Source organism: Cellulosimicrobium sp. SH8 (assembly GCF_025818875.1).
Taxonomy (GTDB): domain Bacteria; phylum Actinomycetota; class Actinomycetes; order Actinomycetales; family Cellulomonadaceae; genus Cellulosimicrobium; species Cellulosimicrobium cellulans_D.
This window is the reverse complement of record NZ_JAMXMH010000001.1, coordinates 191,785-206,505: the sequence shown is the minus strand read 5'-3', so window position 1 is coordinate 206,505 and position 14,721 is coordinate 191,785. Positions and strand designations below refer to the sequence as shown.

Genomic DNA, 14,721 nt, shown 5'->3' with positions numbered 1-14,721 from the left:
TGCCTACGTGCGGCGACCGTCGAGACGGTCGAGCCACGCGCGGACCGGCCCGGCGGACACGAGTCCCGAGCCCGCGCCGGCGAGCTCGTCCGGGACGCGCGCGAGCGCGTGGCGTGCTCGCCGCGCGAGGGCCGTGTCCCCGAGCCGGACGGCGGCCTCCGCGACGAGCGCCCAGCGCAGCTCGCGCAGGTGGTCGGCCGGGGGTTCGGGGGCCGCACGAGCGAGGTCGGCAGCGGTCTCGCGGTCGCCCGCGTCGAGCGCGAGGAGGGGCTCGACCCACGGCGCGTACGGGCCGGCGTCGGCCACGCCCGCGAGCGGGCGCCCGTGCCGGAGCCGGACCGTGACCAGCGCGAGCGGGAGCAGCCCGTCCCGCACTCCCGGCATGCGCACGCCCGCCAGGAGGTCGTCGGCGGCGCGGTAGGCGCGCGCCGCGGCGTCCGGCGGCGCGGTCTCGGCGTCGCGCATCGCCCGGTACCAGGCCGTGAGCATCGGGACCACGGGCGACTCGTACTCCGCGGCCACGCCCTCGGCCGCAGCGGCGTGGGCGTCGGCGTCGCCGAACCGCCCGGCCCCCGCTGCGGCCTGCAGCCGCACGAGGTGACCGAGGATCGCGAACGTCGGCAGGTCGTGGGCGGCAGAGAGCGCGACGAGCTCAGCCCCGGTCGCCTCCCGCTCGGCGCCCGCGCCCGGCCGCTGGAACGACTGGAGGAACCGGGCGTTGAGCGCGAGCGCGAGCGTGCCCGGGTCGCCGACGTCGCGCGCGACGCCCACCGCGTCCTCCGCCGCGGCCCACGCCCACGCGTCGCGCGTCCCCCGGTGCTCGATCCCGACGACGGCGAGCAGCCGCGCCCGCAGGACCGGTGCCGCGTCGGGGTCCAGGCGGTGCAGCGCGCGCCGCGCCACGCCGACGATCGCGCCGGCCGCGTCGGGGTCGTCGCTCCGTGTCCAGACGGCCGGGACGTCGTAGGCGGTGACGGTGCGCGCGGTGAGTACGGGGTCGCCCGTCGCCTCGGCCGCGAGCGCCGCGGCGACCCGCTGCTGCTGCGCGGTCGCGAGGTGGTCTCCCCCGGCGATGGCGAGCGTGCGCGCGACGTCGACCGTGGACCGCAGGTGCGTGCGCGAGGTCGGGGCCGTGACCGCGAGGCGAGGGCCCGGCGTCGGGCCGTCGAGCGACGGCGCCTGGTCGAGCACGTCGCGCTCGAGACGCGCGAGCTCCGGTCCCGGGTCGAGGCCGAGCTCGTCGGCGAGCCGACGGCGCGCCCGGCGCACGACGTCGAGCGCGTCCGCCTGGCGCCCCTCGCGGTACAGCGCGAGCGCGAGGAGCACCCACGCGTGCTCGCGCCACGGGTGCGCGGCGGCGTACGGGTCGAGCGCGGCGACCGCCTCCCCCGGGCGTCCGTCGGCGAGCAGCGCCTCGGCGAGCAGCTCGACCACCCGCGCGTGCACCTCGGCGAGGTGCCGCCGCTCCGTCCGCACCCACGCGCGGTCCGGCAGGTCGGCGTACGGCTCCCCGTGCCACGTCGCGACCGCGTCCCGCAGCGCGCGCGTGCCCGACGGCGCGTCCCCGGCCCCGAGCCCCGGCGTGGCACCGGGCGCGTCGACGACCGGACCGTGCGTCGTGCGTCCACCGACCGGGGCGACGGCCGCCTCCAGGCGCGCCGCGTCGAGCGCGCCCTCCGGGAGCCGCAGCGCGTAGCCGCCGTGCTCGGTGACGAGCACGCGCGGCCGCGTGCGCGGTGCCCGCTCGGGTTCCAGGCGGCGGCGCAGGTCTCCGACGAACGTCGCGAGAGCACCGCGCCGGGCGCGAAGATCGTGCTCCACGTCGTCGTCCCACAGGTCCGCCGCGAGCCGCTCGAACGACACCGGACGACCGCGCGCGGCCGCCAGCCGCGCCAGGAGCTCGCGCTGACGGGGCCCGCCCGGGTCGACCTCCATGCCGTCGCGCAGCAGCCGGACGGGCCCGAGCACCTCGACGCGCAGCTCCACCACCCCGCCATTCTCGCTGCGCCGTGGCACGGCGACGAATACGGCGGCGTGCGCACGTCCGGCGGCACCCGGCACTGATCGGTCGCTGATCCGGTGCTCGAAGGATGGCGACGAGCCGCCCGGGCAGGACCCGGGACGGCCACTCCGCCCCGAGAGAGGACCCACCCATGCACATCCCCGGCTTCGAGACCCGCACCGTCGAGGTCGCGCCCGGCGTCGCGCTGCGCGCGGAGACCGCGGGCGAGGGCACGCCCGTCGTCCTGCTGCACGGCTTCCCCCAGACCCGCCACATGTGGCGGCACGTCGCCGCCGACCTCGCGCGCGACCACCGCGTCGTCGTGCCCGACCTGCGCGGCTACGGCGACAGCGCCAAGCCCGCCGCGACCACGCCCGACGTCTACGCCAAGCGCACGATGGGGAACGACGTGATCGCGCTCGCCGACGCGCTGGACGTCGACCGGTTCGTCCTCGTCGGCCACGACCGCGGCGCGCTCGTCGCGTTCCGCGCCGGTCTCGACCACCCGGACCGCGTGAGCCACCTCGGCATCCTCGACGTGGTGCCCACGCTCGACACGTGGGGCGTGCTGCACGGCGTGGAGGCGGCGGTCGCGTTCCACCTCTACCTCATGGCGCAGCCCCCGGGCCTTCCCGAGGCGATGATCCGGGGCAGCGCCGACGCGTTCTTCGGGTCCTTCCTCGACGCGTGGACCCGGGACCCCGCGGCGATCCCCGCCGACGTCCGGGCGCACTACCTCGCAGCGAGCCGGGACGCCGTCGACTCGATCGTCGCGGACTACCGCGCGACCGCGACGATCGACGTCGAGCACGACCAGGCGTCGCTCGACGCCGGCGACCGGCTCGCCATGCCCGTCACCGTGGTGCAGCAGGACTGGGGCGCGCAGCTCGGGTACGACGCCGCGGGCGTCTGGCGCCGCTGGGCACCGGACCTCGAGCACCTCACGACGACGGCCGGGCACTTCATGGCCGAGGAGGCTCCGGCCGACGTCGCGGCGGTCGTGCGGGCGCTCGGCCGGCGCTGACCTCCCCGCGCGGGCCGTCCCGCCGCGGCCCGCTCAGCCGCCCGTCACGGCGGCGCGACCCGGGTGCAGGAGCAGCGTGACGAACCCGAGCCCGCCGCGGTACCCGTGGAGCCAGCCGTCGCGGTGCTTCTCGACCGCGGCGAGCACCTCGCGCGCCTCGGGGTGGTCGGGGTTCTCGACCGCCCACCGGGCGGGCGCGCCCGTCCACGCCCACTCGTAGTCGTCCCACTCCTCCTGCGTGCTGACGTGCCCGTGCACCGTCGCCCACCCGTGCCGCGTCACGAGGTCGACGGTGCCGGGCAGGTCGAGGTACTCGTCCGCCGACGCCCCGCCCAGGCCGTCGAGCACGGCCTGCGTGGGCGGCGCGGGCCAGAAGCAGTCGCCGAGCAGGAGGAGGCCGTCAGTCGCGAGGTGGCCGCGCACGGCGTCGAGCGTGGGGCCGAGGCCCCCGAACGCGTAGGCCGCGCCGACGCTGAGCACGGCATCGAACGGCGCGTCGCCCGCGTACTCCTGCGCGTCGCCCTGGACCAGCGTCAGCCGGTCCGCGACGCCCGCGGCGGCAGCCTGGGCGAGCGTCTGCTCGAACCCGACGTCGGACGTGTCCACCCCGACCGCGGTGAGAGAGGGGTTCTGCCGCAGCGCCCGCAGGAGCCAGGTCCCGTCGCCGCACCCGAGGTCGAGGACGCTCCCCCGGCCGCCCACCGCCCGGCGGAGCAGGTCGTCGACGCGCCCATCGCTCAGCGGCGACGCGATCGGGTGGTCGGAGTGCGCGAGCCGTACGAGCGTGGATCGTCCCATCCCGGCACCGTAGGCCGGACGCCGGTCCGACGTCAGCACGTTTTCGTGCGCCCGCTTGCTCAGCGGTACCAGTCCTCGTCGATCGTCGCCAGGCGCGACGGGTGCGCCTCGGGCCCGAGGCCGTAGAACCGCTGGAAGCTCATGAGGAGCGGGCGCCAGCGCTCGGGGTCGACGCGGTGCGCGGTGCCCGGCACGCGGACGCTCTCGTGGACGTGGACCCGGGTCACGCGCACCTCGAACGCGACGAGCGACCCGGCGCGCGCGGCGTCGTCACGACCGAGCGGGTGCGCGTGCACGAGCCGCGCCTCGACCGCGACGGGGCACTGCGCGGCGCGCGGCGGCGCGACCGTGTCCGACGCGACGGGTGTCAGCCCGGCGCGGGCGAACTTGTCCGGCTCGTAGCGGTAGCCCACGGACGCCTTGCGGTCCGGGACCGGGTCGCGCCCGGTCGTCAGGGCGAGGCGGTCGACGGCGTCGACCTCGGCCGTCGAGGGCAGGTTCACCACGACCTCCCGCGTCGCAAGGAGGTTGAGCGCCGTCTGCGAGCGCGCGCCGAGGCCGAGCACCGCCGTCCGACCCAGCCAGAACACCGACGACATCGGGGCGAGGTTCACGTGGCCGTCCGCGCCGACCGTGCTGAGCAGCGCGACGGGCGTGCCGAAGTACAGGATCCCCGGGTCGATGACGACGTGAGACGGCGCGGGACGGGTCGAGGTGGTGGTCATGACCCCAGCCTGACCGGGCGCGGGCACGCCGTCTGGCGGCCGTCGGACGTCGCGTCCGAGGCCCGACGGCAGCGCCTCCGGCAGCAGCGCCTACGACAGCAGCACGGCGACCCGGTCGACGCGGTCGTCGTCGGGCCGCGTGCCCTCCTCGACGACCTGCTGCGCGAGCTCGCGCAGGCGCACGTTGCGCTCGTTCGACGCGCGCTTGAGGAGCGCGAACGCCTGGTCGGGCCGGACGCCGAACGCCGTGGCCACGACGCCCTTCGCCTGCTCGATCGGCCCCCGGCTGTCGGCCGCGGCGGCGATGTCCCGCTGCGCCTGCCGCCCGCCCTGCGCACGGACCGGTCGCGTCACGTCGACGAAGTACCCGAGCAGCTCGACGACCCGACCCGTGCCGGGGTCGCGCCGGCCCTGGCCGACGACGACGAGGACGCGCTCCCTCCCCCGCGCGTCCATGATCCGGTGCAGGCTCGAGAAGGGCGCGCCGTCGCGACGAGCGCGCTCCAGCACGTCCCGGACGCGGTCGCGGTCGTCGGGGTGCTTGTGGGCCAGCACGAGCGACGTCGTCGGCACGACGTCGCCCGGCTCGAAGCCGTGCAGGCGGTACGTCTCGGCCGACCACCACCAGGTGTCGGTCGCGAGGTCGACCCGATACTGCCCCAGCGTCGTGTCGTCGCCGAGGGACAGCGGGTGCAGGGTTGCGTGATCCTCCAGGGACATGGGTCGTCTCCGTCGTCGTTCAGCGGGTCGTGAGCCAGGTCCAGACTCAGACCGGGACTCTAGTCCGGCGCGGCGTTTCTGCAACCCGCCGCCGGCGCGGTGGAGAGCCGGACGAGGAGCCCTGACGCACGGCCCGAGCGGGCCCGGGCCGGCAGTCGTAGGCTCGACGGCGTCCCGTCCGCCCGCCGAGGGGAGCCACCGTGCGCGCGACCGTCATCCACGCCCCGTACGACGTCCGCGTCGAGCAGCGCGACGACCCCCGCCTGCTCGCACCGACCGACGCGATCGTGCGTGTCGAGGCCGCGTGCGTGTGCGGCTCGGACCTGTGGACGTACCGCGGCGTCAACCGGATCGAGCACCCCGTCGCGATGGGCCACGAGTACGTCGGCACCGTCGAGGAGGTGGGCGCCGACGTCCGGACCGTGCGTCCAGGGCAGCTCGTCGTCGGGTCGTTCTTCGCGTCCGACAACACGTGCCCGATCTGCCGCGCCGGCTACCAGACGTCGTGCGTGCACCGCGAGCCCGTGCGTGGCGCCCAGGCCGAGCTGCTGCGCGTCCCGCTCGCCGACGGGACGCTCGTCGCGACAGCCGAGCGCCCCGACGACGACCTCCTGCCCGGGCTGCTCACCGCGTCCGACGTGCTGGGCACCGGCTGGTTCGGCGCCCGCGCGGCCGAGGCAGGACCGGGCCGGGCGATCGTGGTGGTGGGCGACGGCGCCGTCGGCCTGCTCGCGGTCCTCGCCGCCGCGCAGCTCGGGGCGGAGCAGGTCATCGCCATGAGCCGGCACGCGCCCCGCCAGGAGCTCGCGCGGGCGTTCGGCGCGACCGAGGTCGTCGCGGAGCGCGGCGACGAGGGCGTCGCGCGCGTCCTGGACCTCACCGACGGGCTCGGCGCGCACGGCGTGGTCGAGGCCGTCGGCACGCCGGAGTCCGTGGCCCAGGCGCTCGGGTCGGTGCGTCCCGGCGGGCACGTCGGCGTCGTCGGGCTGCCGCACGGCGTGGAGCTCCCCGTCGTCGACATGTTCTACCGGCACGTGCACTGGTCGGGCGGCCCGGCGCCGGTACGCCAGTACCTGCCCGAGCTGATGGACCTCGTCCTCGACCGGCGCATCGACCCCGCGCGCGTGTTCGACCTCGAGCTCCCCCTCGACGACGCCGCCGAGGGCTACGCCGCGATGGACGAGCGCCGCGCGATCAAGTCCCTGCTGCGCCCGTGACGACCCGGCCCGCGCGGGCGCGGGTCCGGAGTCAGCCGAGCCACGACGGGTCGTCGACGAGCTCCTGCAGCTCGGTCACGAGGCGCGCGGTGTGGAACCCGTCCGCCGCGGCGTGGTGCACCTGGACCGCGAGCGGGAGGAACGTCCGCCCCTCCCGTTCGACGTACCGCCCGAGCGTGACGATCGGCGCGAGGTGCCGCCAGCCGTCCCGGATCGCGAGCGTGAAGCCCGTGAACGACGCCCAGGGCAGGCTCGACACGTCGAAGGCGTTCGGCGGCGGCGCGCCCTGCGGGAAGAACGTCGTCGCGGTCCGGTGCTCGGCGAGCAGCGCCGACGCCGCGGGGTGGAACGCGTCGAAGTCGGGGTCGTAGGGCGCCCAGACGGCCGAGAACGTCTCGCGCTCCGGGTTGAGGACCGTGAACGCCGGGTGCACCACCGGCCAGACCGCCGGGGCGCCCGCGTCGTCGAGGCACAGGCGGAACTCCTCGTGCCGGTTCACGACGGTCGCGAGCGCCCAGACCTGCGCGACGTAGGTCTTGCGGGACGACCCGGCCAGCGCGGCCGCGAGCGCCGTCACGTCCAGCTCGACGGTCATCGCGTACGTGCACGGCGACGCGTGGAGGAAGTGCTCGAAGTGCTCGCGGCGGGGCCAGGTCTCGAGGTCGATCGGTACGGGGTGGTCCACCCCCCGAGCCTGTCAGCACGACGCGCCTCCGGCACGGGCTTTTCGGCTCGGCAGGCGCACCGACGCCGCGCCTGCCCGTGCACGACGACGCCCGGCCCCGCACCGTGGGTGCGGGACCGGGCGTGCGGGCCGTCCGGCCCGCGCGGCCGCCGTCAGCGCGCGTCGGCGGACCGACGACGCCGCGAGGCGAGGACGAGGCCGGTGCCGGCCAGGACGATGAACGCCCCGGCGGCGAGGACGCTGGCGTCCGTCCCGGTCGTCGCGAGCGCGTCACGCTGCGCGGCGGCCTGCTCGACCTCGGCGACCGGCTGCGCGTCCGTCAGACCGAGGTTCGCCGGGTCGGACGATGCCCCGGCCGTGACCACGCGGCCGGTGCCGTCGGCGTAGATCGGCGCCGTCGGCTCGACGGGCTGTCCCGGGTCAGCCGGGTCGGCCGGGTCCGCAGGGTCGGTCGGGTCGGTCGGGTCGGTCGGGTCGGTCGGGTCGGTCGGGTCGGTCGGGTCGGTCGGGTCGGTCGGGTCCGTCGGGTCCGTCGGGTCCGTCGGGTCCGTCGGGTCCGTCGGGTCCTCCGGCTCGTCCGCGAGGGTCACGCCGATCCAGTCCCAGGCCACGGACACGCTGTCGAGCCCCCCGAGGCCGATGAGCCAGTGCTGCTGGCCAGTCCTGATCCACGACTGGGTGGCATCGTCCCAGACCGAGCTGTTCATGTCCTGGCCGGTGTAGAAGTTGGGGCTGCCCTTGGTGGTGCCCTCGGCGGAGCCCCACACCTGGAACGCAGGCAGGCTCGCCACGTCCGTCCCGGCCGGGACCCGGACGTAGACCTTCTGGCCGGGGGTCACCGAGCTCACGGGCTTGCCGTGGGCGTCGACGAGGACGACCCCCGCGGGCATCGCTGACCCGTCGGCCGTGCGCAGCTCGACGTGCACGTCACCGGTGCCACCGACGAGCGAGGCGGTGAACCCGTAGTCGGTCGAGCCGTCGGCGTTGCGGACGAACCCGTTCGAGACGAAGCCGGGCTGCGGCATGACGACGTTCTCCGTCAGCGCCTTCTCGATGAGCCAGGCCGCCGTCTGCATGGTCGCCCGACGGTCGCTCTGCCCCCAGGACCAGCTGCTGTCCAGCTGCTGCTGGGCGAAGTCGCTCACCGTCACGTGCCCGGCGTCGTCGACGTCGAAGAACAGCCCCATGACATCGTGCCCGGTCGAGAAGTACCAGACGGCGAACTGGGTCGCCTCGTACGCCGTGTACTCCGCAGTCGTGTCGTCGACGGCCGAGGCTTCGGACTGCACCCCGGCGCGGTCGAGCAGGTCGCGGGCGTTCGCGGCGCGGGCCGTCATGTCGGGCCCACCCGTGAACCCGTTGACGAGGATCGTCTGCTGGGCGTCGGTGTCGCCCCAGTGCATGCCCTCCGGGTCGGCCTTGGCGACCTCGCCGTTCCAGGCGTGCCACCACGACCCGGCGATGTCGCGGTCATACACCATGTGCGTCGTGCCGTCCTCGTCCACGAGCTCGTGGTGCAGGATGTGCAGCTGCGGCTGGCCGTACCACCCGGACCAGTCCTTGCCGGAGCCGCCCTCGGCCGGCTCCTGGAAGTACCAGTAGTCGCACGGGAACCCCTCGTAGTAGCCGTCGTGCCAGTGGGGCTCGTACTCGGCGTCGGGGTAGGCGGCCTGCGTCGCGCCCAGCAGGCCCGCGGTGGCGGCCGTGGCGAGGGTGGTCGCGACGTCCGCGCCCGCGGGAGCGTCGGTCGACGCCTCGGCCGCCGCGCTCGCGTCCTCGGCCTCGCCGTCCGGCACGACCGGGTCGACCGTGACGTCCCCGGGCAGTCCCTCCACGACGTCGTCGGTCACGGTCTCGCCGGCGCTCTCCGCGGCGGGCTCGTCGGTCTCGGCGGCCGGTGCCTCCGCGGCGGGCGCCACGACGGGGTCGACCGGTGCGGGGGCCGCGTCCGTCGTCACCGCCTCGGGCGCCTCGGGCGCCTCGGGCGCGGGGGCCGGCTCCGGGGCGGCCTCCTCGGCGGGGGCGTCGGCGGCGGTGGCCTCCGGGGCGGTCGCCTCGGGGGCCGGGGCCTCGCCGTCGTTCGCGAACGCGGCCAGCGGAGCCCCCAGCACGAGGGCGGCGGAGACGGCGGTCGTGGTGGCGGTGCGAAGAACCTTCATGGTGGAGCTCCTCTGACTGTCGTGGCGGGTGTTTCCCGATGACTCCACGTTCCGCCCGGGGAGCACCTCTCCGGCACGCCCGAACGATGGCGACGACTACCTCCGAAAGTCGACTCCTGCGACGTCCTCCGCGGGCCTGGTCAGCCGGCCGTGGCTAGCCTGAGCGACGTGGGGGTCCAGGTCTCGCGGGCCGACGTCCTCGTCGCGGTGTCCAGCGGGGTCGCCGGGGCGCTCCTCGTCGTGCTGCGGGCGTCGTCCGGGCTGGGGTGGGCGTCGGCGGGGGCGGAGGTCGCCGCCCAGCTCGCGGCGTCGGCCCTGCTCCTGGTGCGGCGGCGGTACCCCCTCGCCGTCCTGGGCGCGTGCGTCGCGCTGTCGTTCGTCTCCCCGGCCGTCGCGACCCTCGCGGCGCTCTACACCGTGGGGACCGAGGTCCGGTCCGCCCGCACCAGCGGGGCCGCGGTGCTCGGCGTCGTCGCCGCGACGTGGCCGGCATGGCGTGCGACGGCCGAGCCGTCGGGACCGACGACCCTCTGGGTCGCGACGCTGATGACCCTGTTCGCGTACGTCGCGGGACGGGCCGAACGCTCCCGTGCCGAGGCGGACCGCCGGGCCGCGGCGAGCGCCGAGGAGGTGGCACGGGCCGCCGAGCGAGCCCGGCTCGCCCGCGAGCTGCACGACGTCGTCTCCCACCGGGTGAGCTACGCCGTCGTCGAGGCGGAGGTGCTCGCGACGACGACGGAGGACGCCGACGTCCGTCGTCTCGCGGACGAGATCGGCGCGAGCGGCCGTGCGGCGCTCGCCGAGATGCGGCAGGTGCTCACGGCGCTCGCGGCGGACGCACCCGAGCCCGCGCAGGGCGCGAACGGGGCGACGGACGAGGCCGGCGCCCCCGGTCCGGCCGCGGTCGAGGCGCTGGCCACCGAGGCACGCACCGCCGGCCAGCCCGTCCGTGTCCACGTCTCCGCGCCGCCGTCGAACCCGCCCGACCTCGTGGACCGCACGGTGACCCGCGTCGTCGGGGAGGGCCTGACGAACGCCGTCCGGCACGCCCCGGGCGCCGACACCACCGTGGAGGTGGCAACGGTCGCGGGCGGCGTCCGCGTCACGGTCGACAACGGCCCGTCCACCCGCCCGCCCACCGGGCTCACGACCGGCGGCTTCGGGCTCACCGGGCTGCGCGAGCGCGTCGAGCTCCTGGGCGGCACCCTGGAGTCCGGACCCACGCCCCCGGGCGGCTTCCGGCTGCGGGCGACGCTCCCGAGGAGGACGCCATGATCCGCGTGGTCGTCGTGGACGACGAGGCGCTCCTGCGCGCCGGCGTGGTCCGCCTGATCGGGACGGCGCCCGACCTCGAGGTCGTGGGCGAGGGCGGCGACGGCGCCCGAGCGGTCGAGCTCGTCCGCGAGCTGCATCCCGACGCCCTCCTGCTCGACATGCAGATGCCCGTCATGGACGGGCTGGACGCGCTCGTGACGGTCCACCGCGAGCACCCGGAGACCGCCGTCGTCGTGCTGACGAGCTTCCTCAGCGACGAGTACGTGCTGCCCGCCCTGCGCGCCGGCGCCGTCGGCTACCTGCTCAAGGACTCGACGCCCGAAGAGCTCCACCACGGCATCCGGGCTGCGGTCGCGGGCGACGCGATCCTCTCCCCCGCCGTCGCGCGGCACCTGCTCGCCGCCGCGGGCGACGACGTGCCCGCCCGGCGCGCCGACGCGCGGCGCCGGCTCGACGCGCTCGCGCCGCAGGAGCGGGAGGTGGTGGGGGCGCTCGCGGACGGGCTCTCCAACGCCGAGATCGCCCGACGGCTGTACCTCGCGGAGTCGACGGTCAAGGCCTACCTGGCGCACGCCATGACGAAGCTCGGCACCGTGAACCGCACGCAGACCGCGATCCTCGCGCACGAGGCGGGCCTCGGCGCACGGTGACCCCGCGTGGCGACGACCCGTCACGACGGGTCGTCCGTGTGCGAGCGGCCGCCCCCGGCGGGAGCATCGCTGACGTGGGACGTCGCGCGCGCACCGCCCGGGGCGGGGCTCTGCTGAGCCTCGCGCTCGCGATCGCGCTCGGGACGACGGGCTGCACCGTGAGCCGGCAGGACCCCGGGCAGGCGACCGCCGCCGTGGCCGACGCCCTCGCCCAGGCGGGGTCGGCGGTCGAGACGACGCGGCTCACCGTGCGCCTGCTCGACGCCGACCGTGTCACCACGCCCGTCGCGGACGCCGCGGTGCTCGACCAGGTGCGCGTGCTCGCGGAGTCCACCACCGCGCTGACGACCCTCGTCCCGCCCGACGACGTCTCGTCGGCGCAGCGCGACGCCGGTCTCGTGGCCGTCGCGGACGCGACGCGCGAGGTCGTCGCGGCGCGCGCCTGGGTCGCGCGGGAGGCGGGCGGCGACCTCTCGGAGGCGGGCGCCGTCCCGCTCACGGCGTCGGAGCTCGAGGCCGACCTCTCCCGCGCCGCCGACGACGTGGACACGGCACTGGCACTGGCGGGTGGCGCGTGAAGCAGCTCCTCGGCGTCGCGCTCGGCATCCTCACGGCGATCGGCGGCTTCGTCGACATCGGGGACCTGCTGACGAACGCCGTCGTCGGGTCGCGCTTCGGCCTGTCGCTGGTGTGGGTCGTGGTCGTGGGCGTCGTCGGCATCTGCCTGTTCGCGTCGATGTCCGGGCGCGTGGCGCCCGTGAGCGGGCGCGCGACGTTCGAGATCATCCGCGAGCGCCTCGGCCCCCGCGCGGCGGGCGCGAACCTCGCGGCGTCGTTCGCGATCAACCTGCTCACGCTCACGGCGGAGGTGGGCGGCATCGCGCTCGCGCTGCACCTCGCGAGCAGCGTCGAGCCGCGGCTGTGGATCCCGGTGGCGGCGCTCGCCGTCTGGCTCGTGCTGTGGCGCGTGAAGTTCCAGATCATGGAGAACGTCGCGGGCCTGCTCGGGCTGCTGCTCGTGGGGTTCGGGGTCGCGCTCTTCCTGCTGGGCCCGGACTGGGGCGAGCTGCTGCGCCAGGCCGTGCCGCCGTCGCCGCCCGCGACGGAGCACGTCGCGACCTACTGGTACTACGCGGTCGCGCTGTTCGGGGCCGCGATGACGCCGTACGAGGTGTTCTTCTTCTCGTCCGGCGCCGTCGAGGAGGGGTGGACCGCGAAGGACCTCGCGCAGAACCGGGTCAACGTGCTCGTCGGGTTCCCGCTCGGCGGGCTGCTGTCCGTCGCGATCGCCGCGTGCGCGGCCGTGGTGCTCCTGCCGGCGGGGATCGAGGTGTCGTCGCTGTCGCAGATCATGCTGCCCGTGGCGGAGGCCGGCGGGACCCTGCTGCTCGCGGTCGTCATCGTCGGGATCGTCGCGGCGACGTTCGGCGCCGCGCTCGAGACCGCGCTGTCGAGCGGCTACACGCTCGCGCAGTACCTCGGCTGGTCGTGGGGCAAGTTCCGCCGCCCGGCGCGCGCCGCGCGCTTCCACGTGACGATGGTGGTCGCGCTCCTGCTGGCCGTCGCGATCCTCATGACGAGCGTCGACCCGGTCGCCGTCACCGAGATGTCGGTCGTGTTCTCGGCCGTCGCGCTGCCCCTCACGTACGTGCCGATCCTCCTCGTCGCGAACGACCCGGAGTACATGGGCGAGCACGTCAACGGGCGCGCGACCAACGCGCTGGGCATGGTGTACCTGGTGATCGTGGTCGTCGCGGCCGTCGCGGCGATACCCCTGATGATCGCGACGGGAGCGGGGTCATGAGCCGGGACGCCTCCACGCCGACGGGGGTGCGCGTCGTGGACGCGCGCCTGCACCTGCTCAGCCGCCAGGTGCTCGACGTCGACGGCGAGCCGGTCACGACCGTCGACGACCTCGAGCTCGTCGCCGCGGTCGGCACCGCGCGCGACGCCGTGCCCGGCGAGCCGGCGGAGGTCGGCGCGATCCTCACCGGACCGGTGCTCGTGACGCGCCTCCTCGGCGGCCGACCGCCCGCGTCGCGCTGGGAGCGCGTGCCGTGGTCCGACGTCGGGCACGTGGGGACGGCGATCGAGCTCACCGTCCGCGCGGACTCGCTCGACCTGCACTGGACCGAGGACTGGCTGCGCGAGCACGTCGTCGGCCGCGTCCCGGGCGGACGCCACGATCCCGAGGAGGGGTCGTGATCCTCGGCGACCTGCTCGACGCGCGCGTCGTCGGGCCCGACGGCGAGGACCTCGGCTTCCTCGTGGACGTCCGGCTCGCGCTCGACACGCTGCCCGACGACGCCCCGTCCGACGGCGACCCCGACGACGCGCACCCCGAGGACCGGGCGCTGAGCGCGAGCGTCCGGCGGCGGGACCGTGTCGGTCGGGCACGCGTCGTCGGGGTCCTCGTGAGCCCGCGCACGGGCGCGTCGTTCCTCGGGTACGAGCGCACGGGCGTCACCGCTCCGTGGCCGGTCCCGCAGCTCGTCCGCCACCGGCACCGCGGCACGTTCCTCGTGCCGTGGGACGACGTCGCCGCCGTCGGGCACGAGGAGGTCCGCCTCGCCGCGGGGTACCGCCAGGAGGACGCTGCCCTCCCCTGAGCGCCGGGGGGGCGGCGAGGCCTCCCGCGGTGATCTCACGCTCGTGACGGCGACTCCGCGATGCGCTTGATCGCCGCGAGCCGGCGGTCCCACGCCGCGCCGATGGCCTCGAGCGCGCGGGCGGTCTCCTCCAGCCGGGCCCCGACCGCGCGGTAGCGGACCTCGCGGCCGACCCGCACGGACTCGACGAGCCCGACCTCCGCGAGCACGGCGAGGTGCTTCGCGATGGCCTGGCGGCTCACCGGCAGGCGCTCGGCGAGCGCGGACGCCGAGAGGTCCGCGCTGCCGAGCTCCTGCAGGATCCGCCACCGCGTGTCGTCCGCGAGGGCCGAGAACACGGGCGCGAGCTCCGTCGCGGGTGCGCTCACGCGCGACCTCCGTCGACCGCGAGCGCCCCCTCGAGGAGCGCGACGAGCTCGTCGAGCTCGCTCGTCCAGCCCTGCTGGTGGCTCTCGAGCCGCTCTGCGGTGTCCGTGACGAGGTCGAACCCGGTCTCGACGACGCGCAGGACGGTCGACGACCCCTGCGGCTCGAGCGTGAAGCGCGCGACGGTCGAGCTGGTCTCGTCCATGACCTGCCCGACCGGGGTCCCCCAGCGGAACGCGAACGCCGTCGTGGGGTCGTACTCCTCGATCCGCACCTGGACGTCGGGGACGTCGGGCCAGCTGAACACGCCCTCGCCGCCGACGCGCAGGTCGCGCAGCTCGGTCCGCTGGCCGAACCAGCCGCTGATGAGGTCCTCCTGCGTGAGCGCCGCCCAGACGCGCTCGGGCGTGGCCTCGATCGTCACGGTGCGGGAGACGGTGTACGCCTCGGTGTCGACGACGGCCGGCTCGTTGATGCTGGTCATGGTGCAA

The 14,721-nt window shown here is 75.9% G+C and carries 16 protein-coding genes; 8 read left to right on the top strand and 8 right to left on the bottom strand.

From position 1 onward, the window contains the following. Window positions 1-3: 3 nt before the first annotated feature. Window positions 4-1,989, bottom strand: a complete 1,986-nt coding sequence (locus NF338_RS00910) for a BTAD domain-containing putative transcriptional regulator (protein ID WP_264029048.1) — start codon at window positions 1,987-1,989, stop codon at window positions 4-6. A gap of 164 nt (window positions 1,990-2,153) precedes the next feature. Between NF338_RS00910 and NF338_RS00905 the strand changes: the two genes are divergently transcribed. Continuing rightward, window positions 2,154-3,026, top strand: coding sequence for an alpha/beta fold hydrolase (locus NF338_RS00905; RefSeq protein WP_264029047.1), 873 nt, complete (start codon window positions 2,154-2,156; stop codon window positions 3,024-3,026). A gap of 33 nt (window positions 3,027-3,059) precedes the next feature. Here the strand turns inward: NF338_RS00905 and NF338_RS00900 are convergent, their stop codons facing one another. The 3 genes from NF338_RS00900 to NF338_RS00890 all read right to left on the bottom strand — a co-directional run bounded on the left by NF338_RS00900 (window position 3,060) and on the right by NF338_RS00890 (window position 5,269). After that, entirely contained in the window at window positions 3,060-3,824 is a 765-nt protein-coding gene (locus NF338_RS00900) for an SAM-dependent methyltransferase (RefSeq protein ID WP_264029046.1), read from the bottom strand. A gap of 59 nt (window positions 3,825-3,883) precedes the next feature. After that, the gene (locus tag NF338_RS00895; protein ID WP_264029045.1) at window positions 3,884-4,549 is read right to left on the bottom strand and encodes a flavin reductase family protein; all 666 of its coding nucleotides are present in this window, start codon (window positions 4,547-4,549) and stop codon (window positions 3,884-3,886) included. 90 nt (window positions 4,550-4,639) lie between these two features. Beyond that, on the bottom strand, window positions 4,640-5,269 hold the full coding sequence (locus NF338_RS00890) for a PAS and ANTAR domain-containing protein (RefSeq protein WP_264029044.1): 630 nt from the start codon (window positions 5,267-5,269) through the stop codon (window positions 4,640-4,642). Window positions 5,270-5,469: 200 nt separating this feature from the next. On the opposite strand from NF338_RS00890, the gene NF338_RS00885 reads away from it, so the two are divergent. Beyond that, the gene (locus NF338_RS00885; protein WP_264029043.1) at window positions 5,470-6,486 is read left to right on the top strand and encodes a zinc-binding dehydrogenase; all 1,017 of its coding nucleotides are present in this window, start codon (window positions 5,470-5,472) and stop codon (window positions 6,484-6,486) included. Window positions 6,487-6,517: 31 nt separating this feature from the next. Here the strand turns inward: NF338_RS00885 and NF338_RS00880 are convergent, their stop codons facing one another. Then, entirely contained in the window at window positions 6,518-7,171 is a 654-nt protein-coding gene (locus NF338_RS00880; protein WP_264029042.1) for a chloramphenicol acetyltransferase, read from the bottom strand. 152 nt (window positions 7,172-7,323) lie between these two features. Beyond that, window positions 7,324-9,330: a hypothetical protein gene (locus NF338_RS00875; protein ID WP_264029041.1), complete on the bottom strand. Its 2,007-nt coding sequence runs from the start codon at window positions 9,328-9,330 to the stop codon at window positions 7,324-7,326. 168 nt (window positions 9,331-9,498) lie between these two features. Here NF338_RS00875 and NF338_RS00870 point away from each other — a divergent pair, with 168 nt between their 5' ends. The 6 genes from NF338_RS00870 (at window position 9,499) to NF338_RS00845 (ending at window position 13,864) form a co-directional block, all read left to right on the top strand. Then, complete coding sequence (locus NF338_RS00870; protein ID WP_264029040.1) at window positions 9,499-10,605, top strand: sensor histidine kinase; 1,107 nt, start codon at window positions 9,499-9,501, stop codon at window positions 10,603-10,605. Continuing rightward, on the top strand, window positions 10,602-11,255 hold the full coding sequence (locus tag NF338_RS00865) for a response regulator (protein ID WP_264029039.1): 654 nt from the start codon (window positions 10,602-10,604) through the stop codon (window positions 11,253-11,255). Before NF338_RS00870 ends, NF338_RS00865 begins: the two co-directional genes overlap by 4 nt. Window positions 11,256-11,329: 74 nt before the next feature. Beyond that, complete coding sequence (locus tag NF338_RS00860; protein ID WP_264029038.1) at window positions 11,330-11,833, top strand: hypothetical protein; 504 nt, start codon at window positions 11,330-11,332, stop codon at window positions 11,831-11,833. After that, window positions 11,830-13,059, top strand: a complete 1,230-nt coding sequence (locus NF338_RS00855; RefSeq protein ID WP_264029037.1) for an NRAMP family divalent metal transporter — start codon at window positions 11,830-11,832, stop codon at window positions 13,057-13,059. Before NF338_RS00860 ends, NF338_RS00855 begins: the two co-directional genes overlap by 4 nt. Then, on the top strand, window positions 13,056-13,460 hold the full coding sequence (locus NF338_RS00850) for a hypothetical protein (protein WP_264029036.1): 405 nt from the start codon (window positions 13,056-13,058) through the stop codon (window positions 13,458-13,460). The genes NF338_RS00855 and NF338_RS00850 overlap by 4 nt, the downstream gene beginning before the upstream one ends. After that, window positions 13,457-13,864, top strand: a complete 408-nt coding sequence (locus NF338_RS00845; protein WP_264029035.1) for a PRC-barrel domain containing protein — start codon at window positions 13,457-13,459, stop codon at window positions 13,862-13,864. Before NF338_RS00850 ends, NF338_RS00845 begins: the two co-directional genes overlap by 4 nt. A gap of 35 nt (window positions 13,865-13,899) precedes the next feature. Here NF338_RS00845 and NF338_RS00840 read toward each other — a convergent pair whose 3' ends face one another. Beyond that, window positions 13,900-14,232, bottom strand: a complete 333-nt coding sequence (locus NF338_RS00840) for an ArsR/SmtB family transcription factor (protein WP_264029034.1) — start codon at window positions 14,230-14,232, stop codon at window positions 13,900-13,902. Continuing rightward, window positions 14,229-14,714 (bottom strand): SRPBCC domain-containing protein, encoded by a 486-nt coding sequence (locus tag NF338_RS00835; protein WP_264029033.1) that lies wholly within the window; start codon window positions 14,712-14,714, stop codon window positions 14,229-14,231. The genes NF338_RS00840 and NF338_RS00835 overlap by 4 nt, the downstream gene beginning before the upstream one ends. Window positions 14,715-14,721: the final 7 nt, after the last annotated feature.

Bases quoted from the DNA above. Each gene is read 5' to 3' on its own strand.
- NF338_RS00905 (WP_264029047.1), top strand. From the start codon at position 2,154: ATGCACATCCCCGGCTTCGAGACCCGCACCGTCGAGGTCGCGCCCGGC.
- NF338_RS00900 (WP_264029046.1), bottom strand. From the start codon at position 3,824: ATGGGACGATCCACGCTCGTACGGCTCGCGCACTCCGACCACCCGATC.
- NF338_RS00895 (WP_264029045.1), bottom strand. From the start codon at position 4,549: ATGACCACCACCTCGACCCGTCCCGCGCCGTCTCACGTCGTCATCGAC.
- NF338_RS00890 (WP_264029044.1), bottom strand. From the start codon at position 5,269: ATGTCCCTGGAGGATCACGCAACCCTGCACCCGCTGTCCCTCGGCGAC.
- NF338_RS00875 (WP_264029041.1), bottom strand. From the start codon at position 9,330: ATGAAGGTTCTTCGCACCGCCACCACGACCGCCGTCTCCGCCGCCCTC.
- NF338_RS00865 (WP_264029039.1), top strand. From the start codon at position 10,602: ATGATCCGCGTGGTCGTCGTGGACGACGAGGCGCTCCTGCGCGCCGGC.
- NF338_RS00850 (WP_264029036.1), top strand. From the start codon at position 13,056: ATGAGCCGGGACGCCTCCACGCCGACGGGGGTGCGCGTCGTGGACGCG.
- NF338_RS00835 (WP_264029033.1), bottom strand. From the start codon at position 14,714: ATGACCAGCATCAACGAGCCGGCCGTCGTCGACACCGAGGCGTACACC.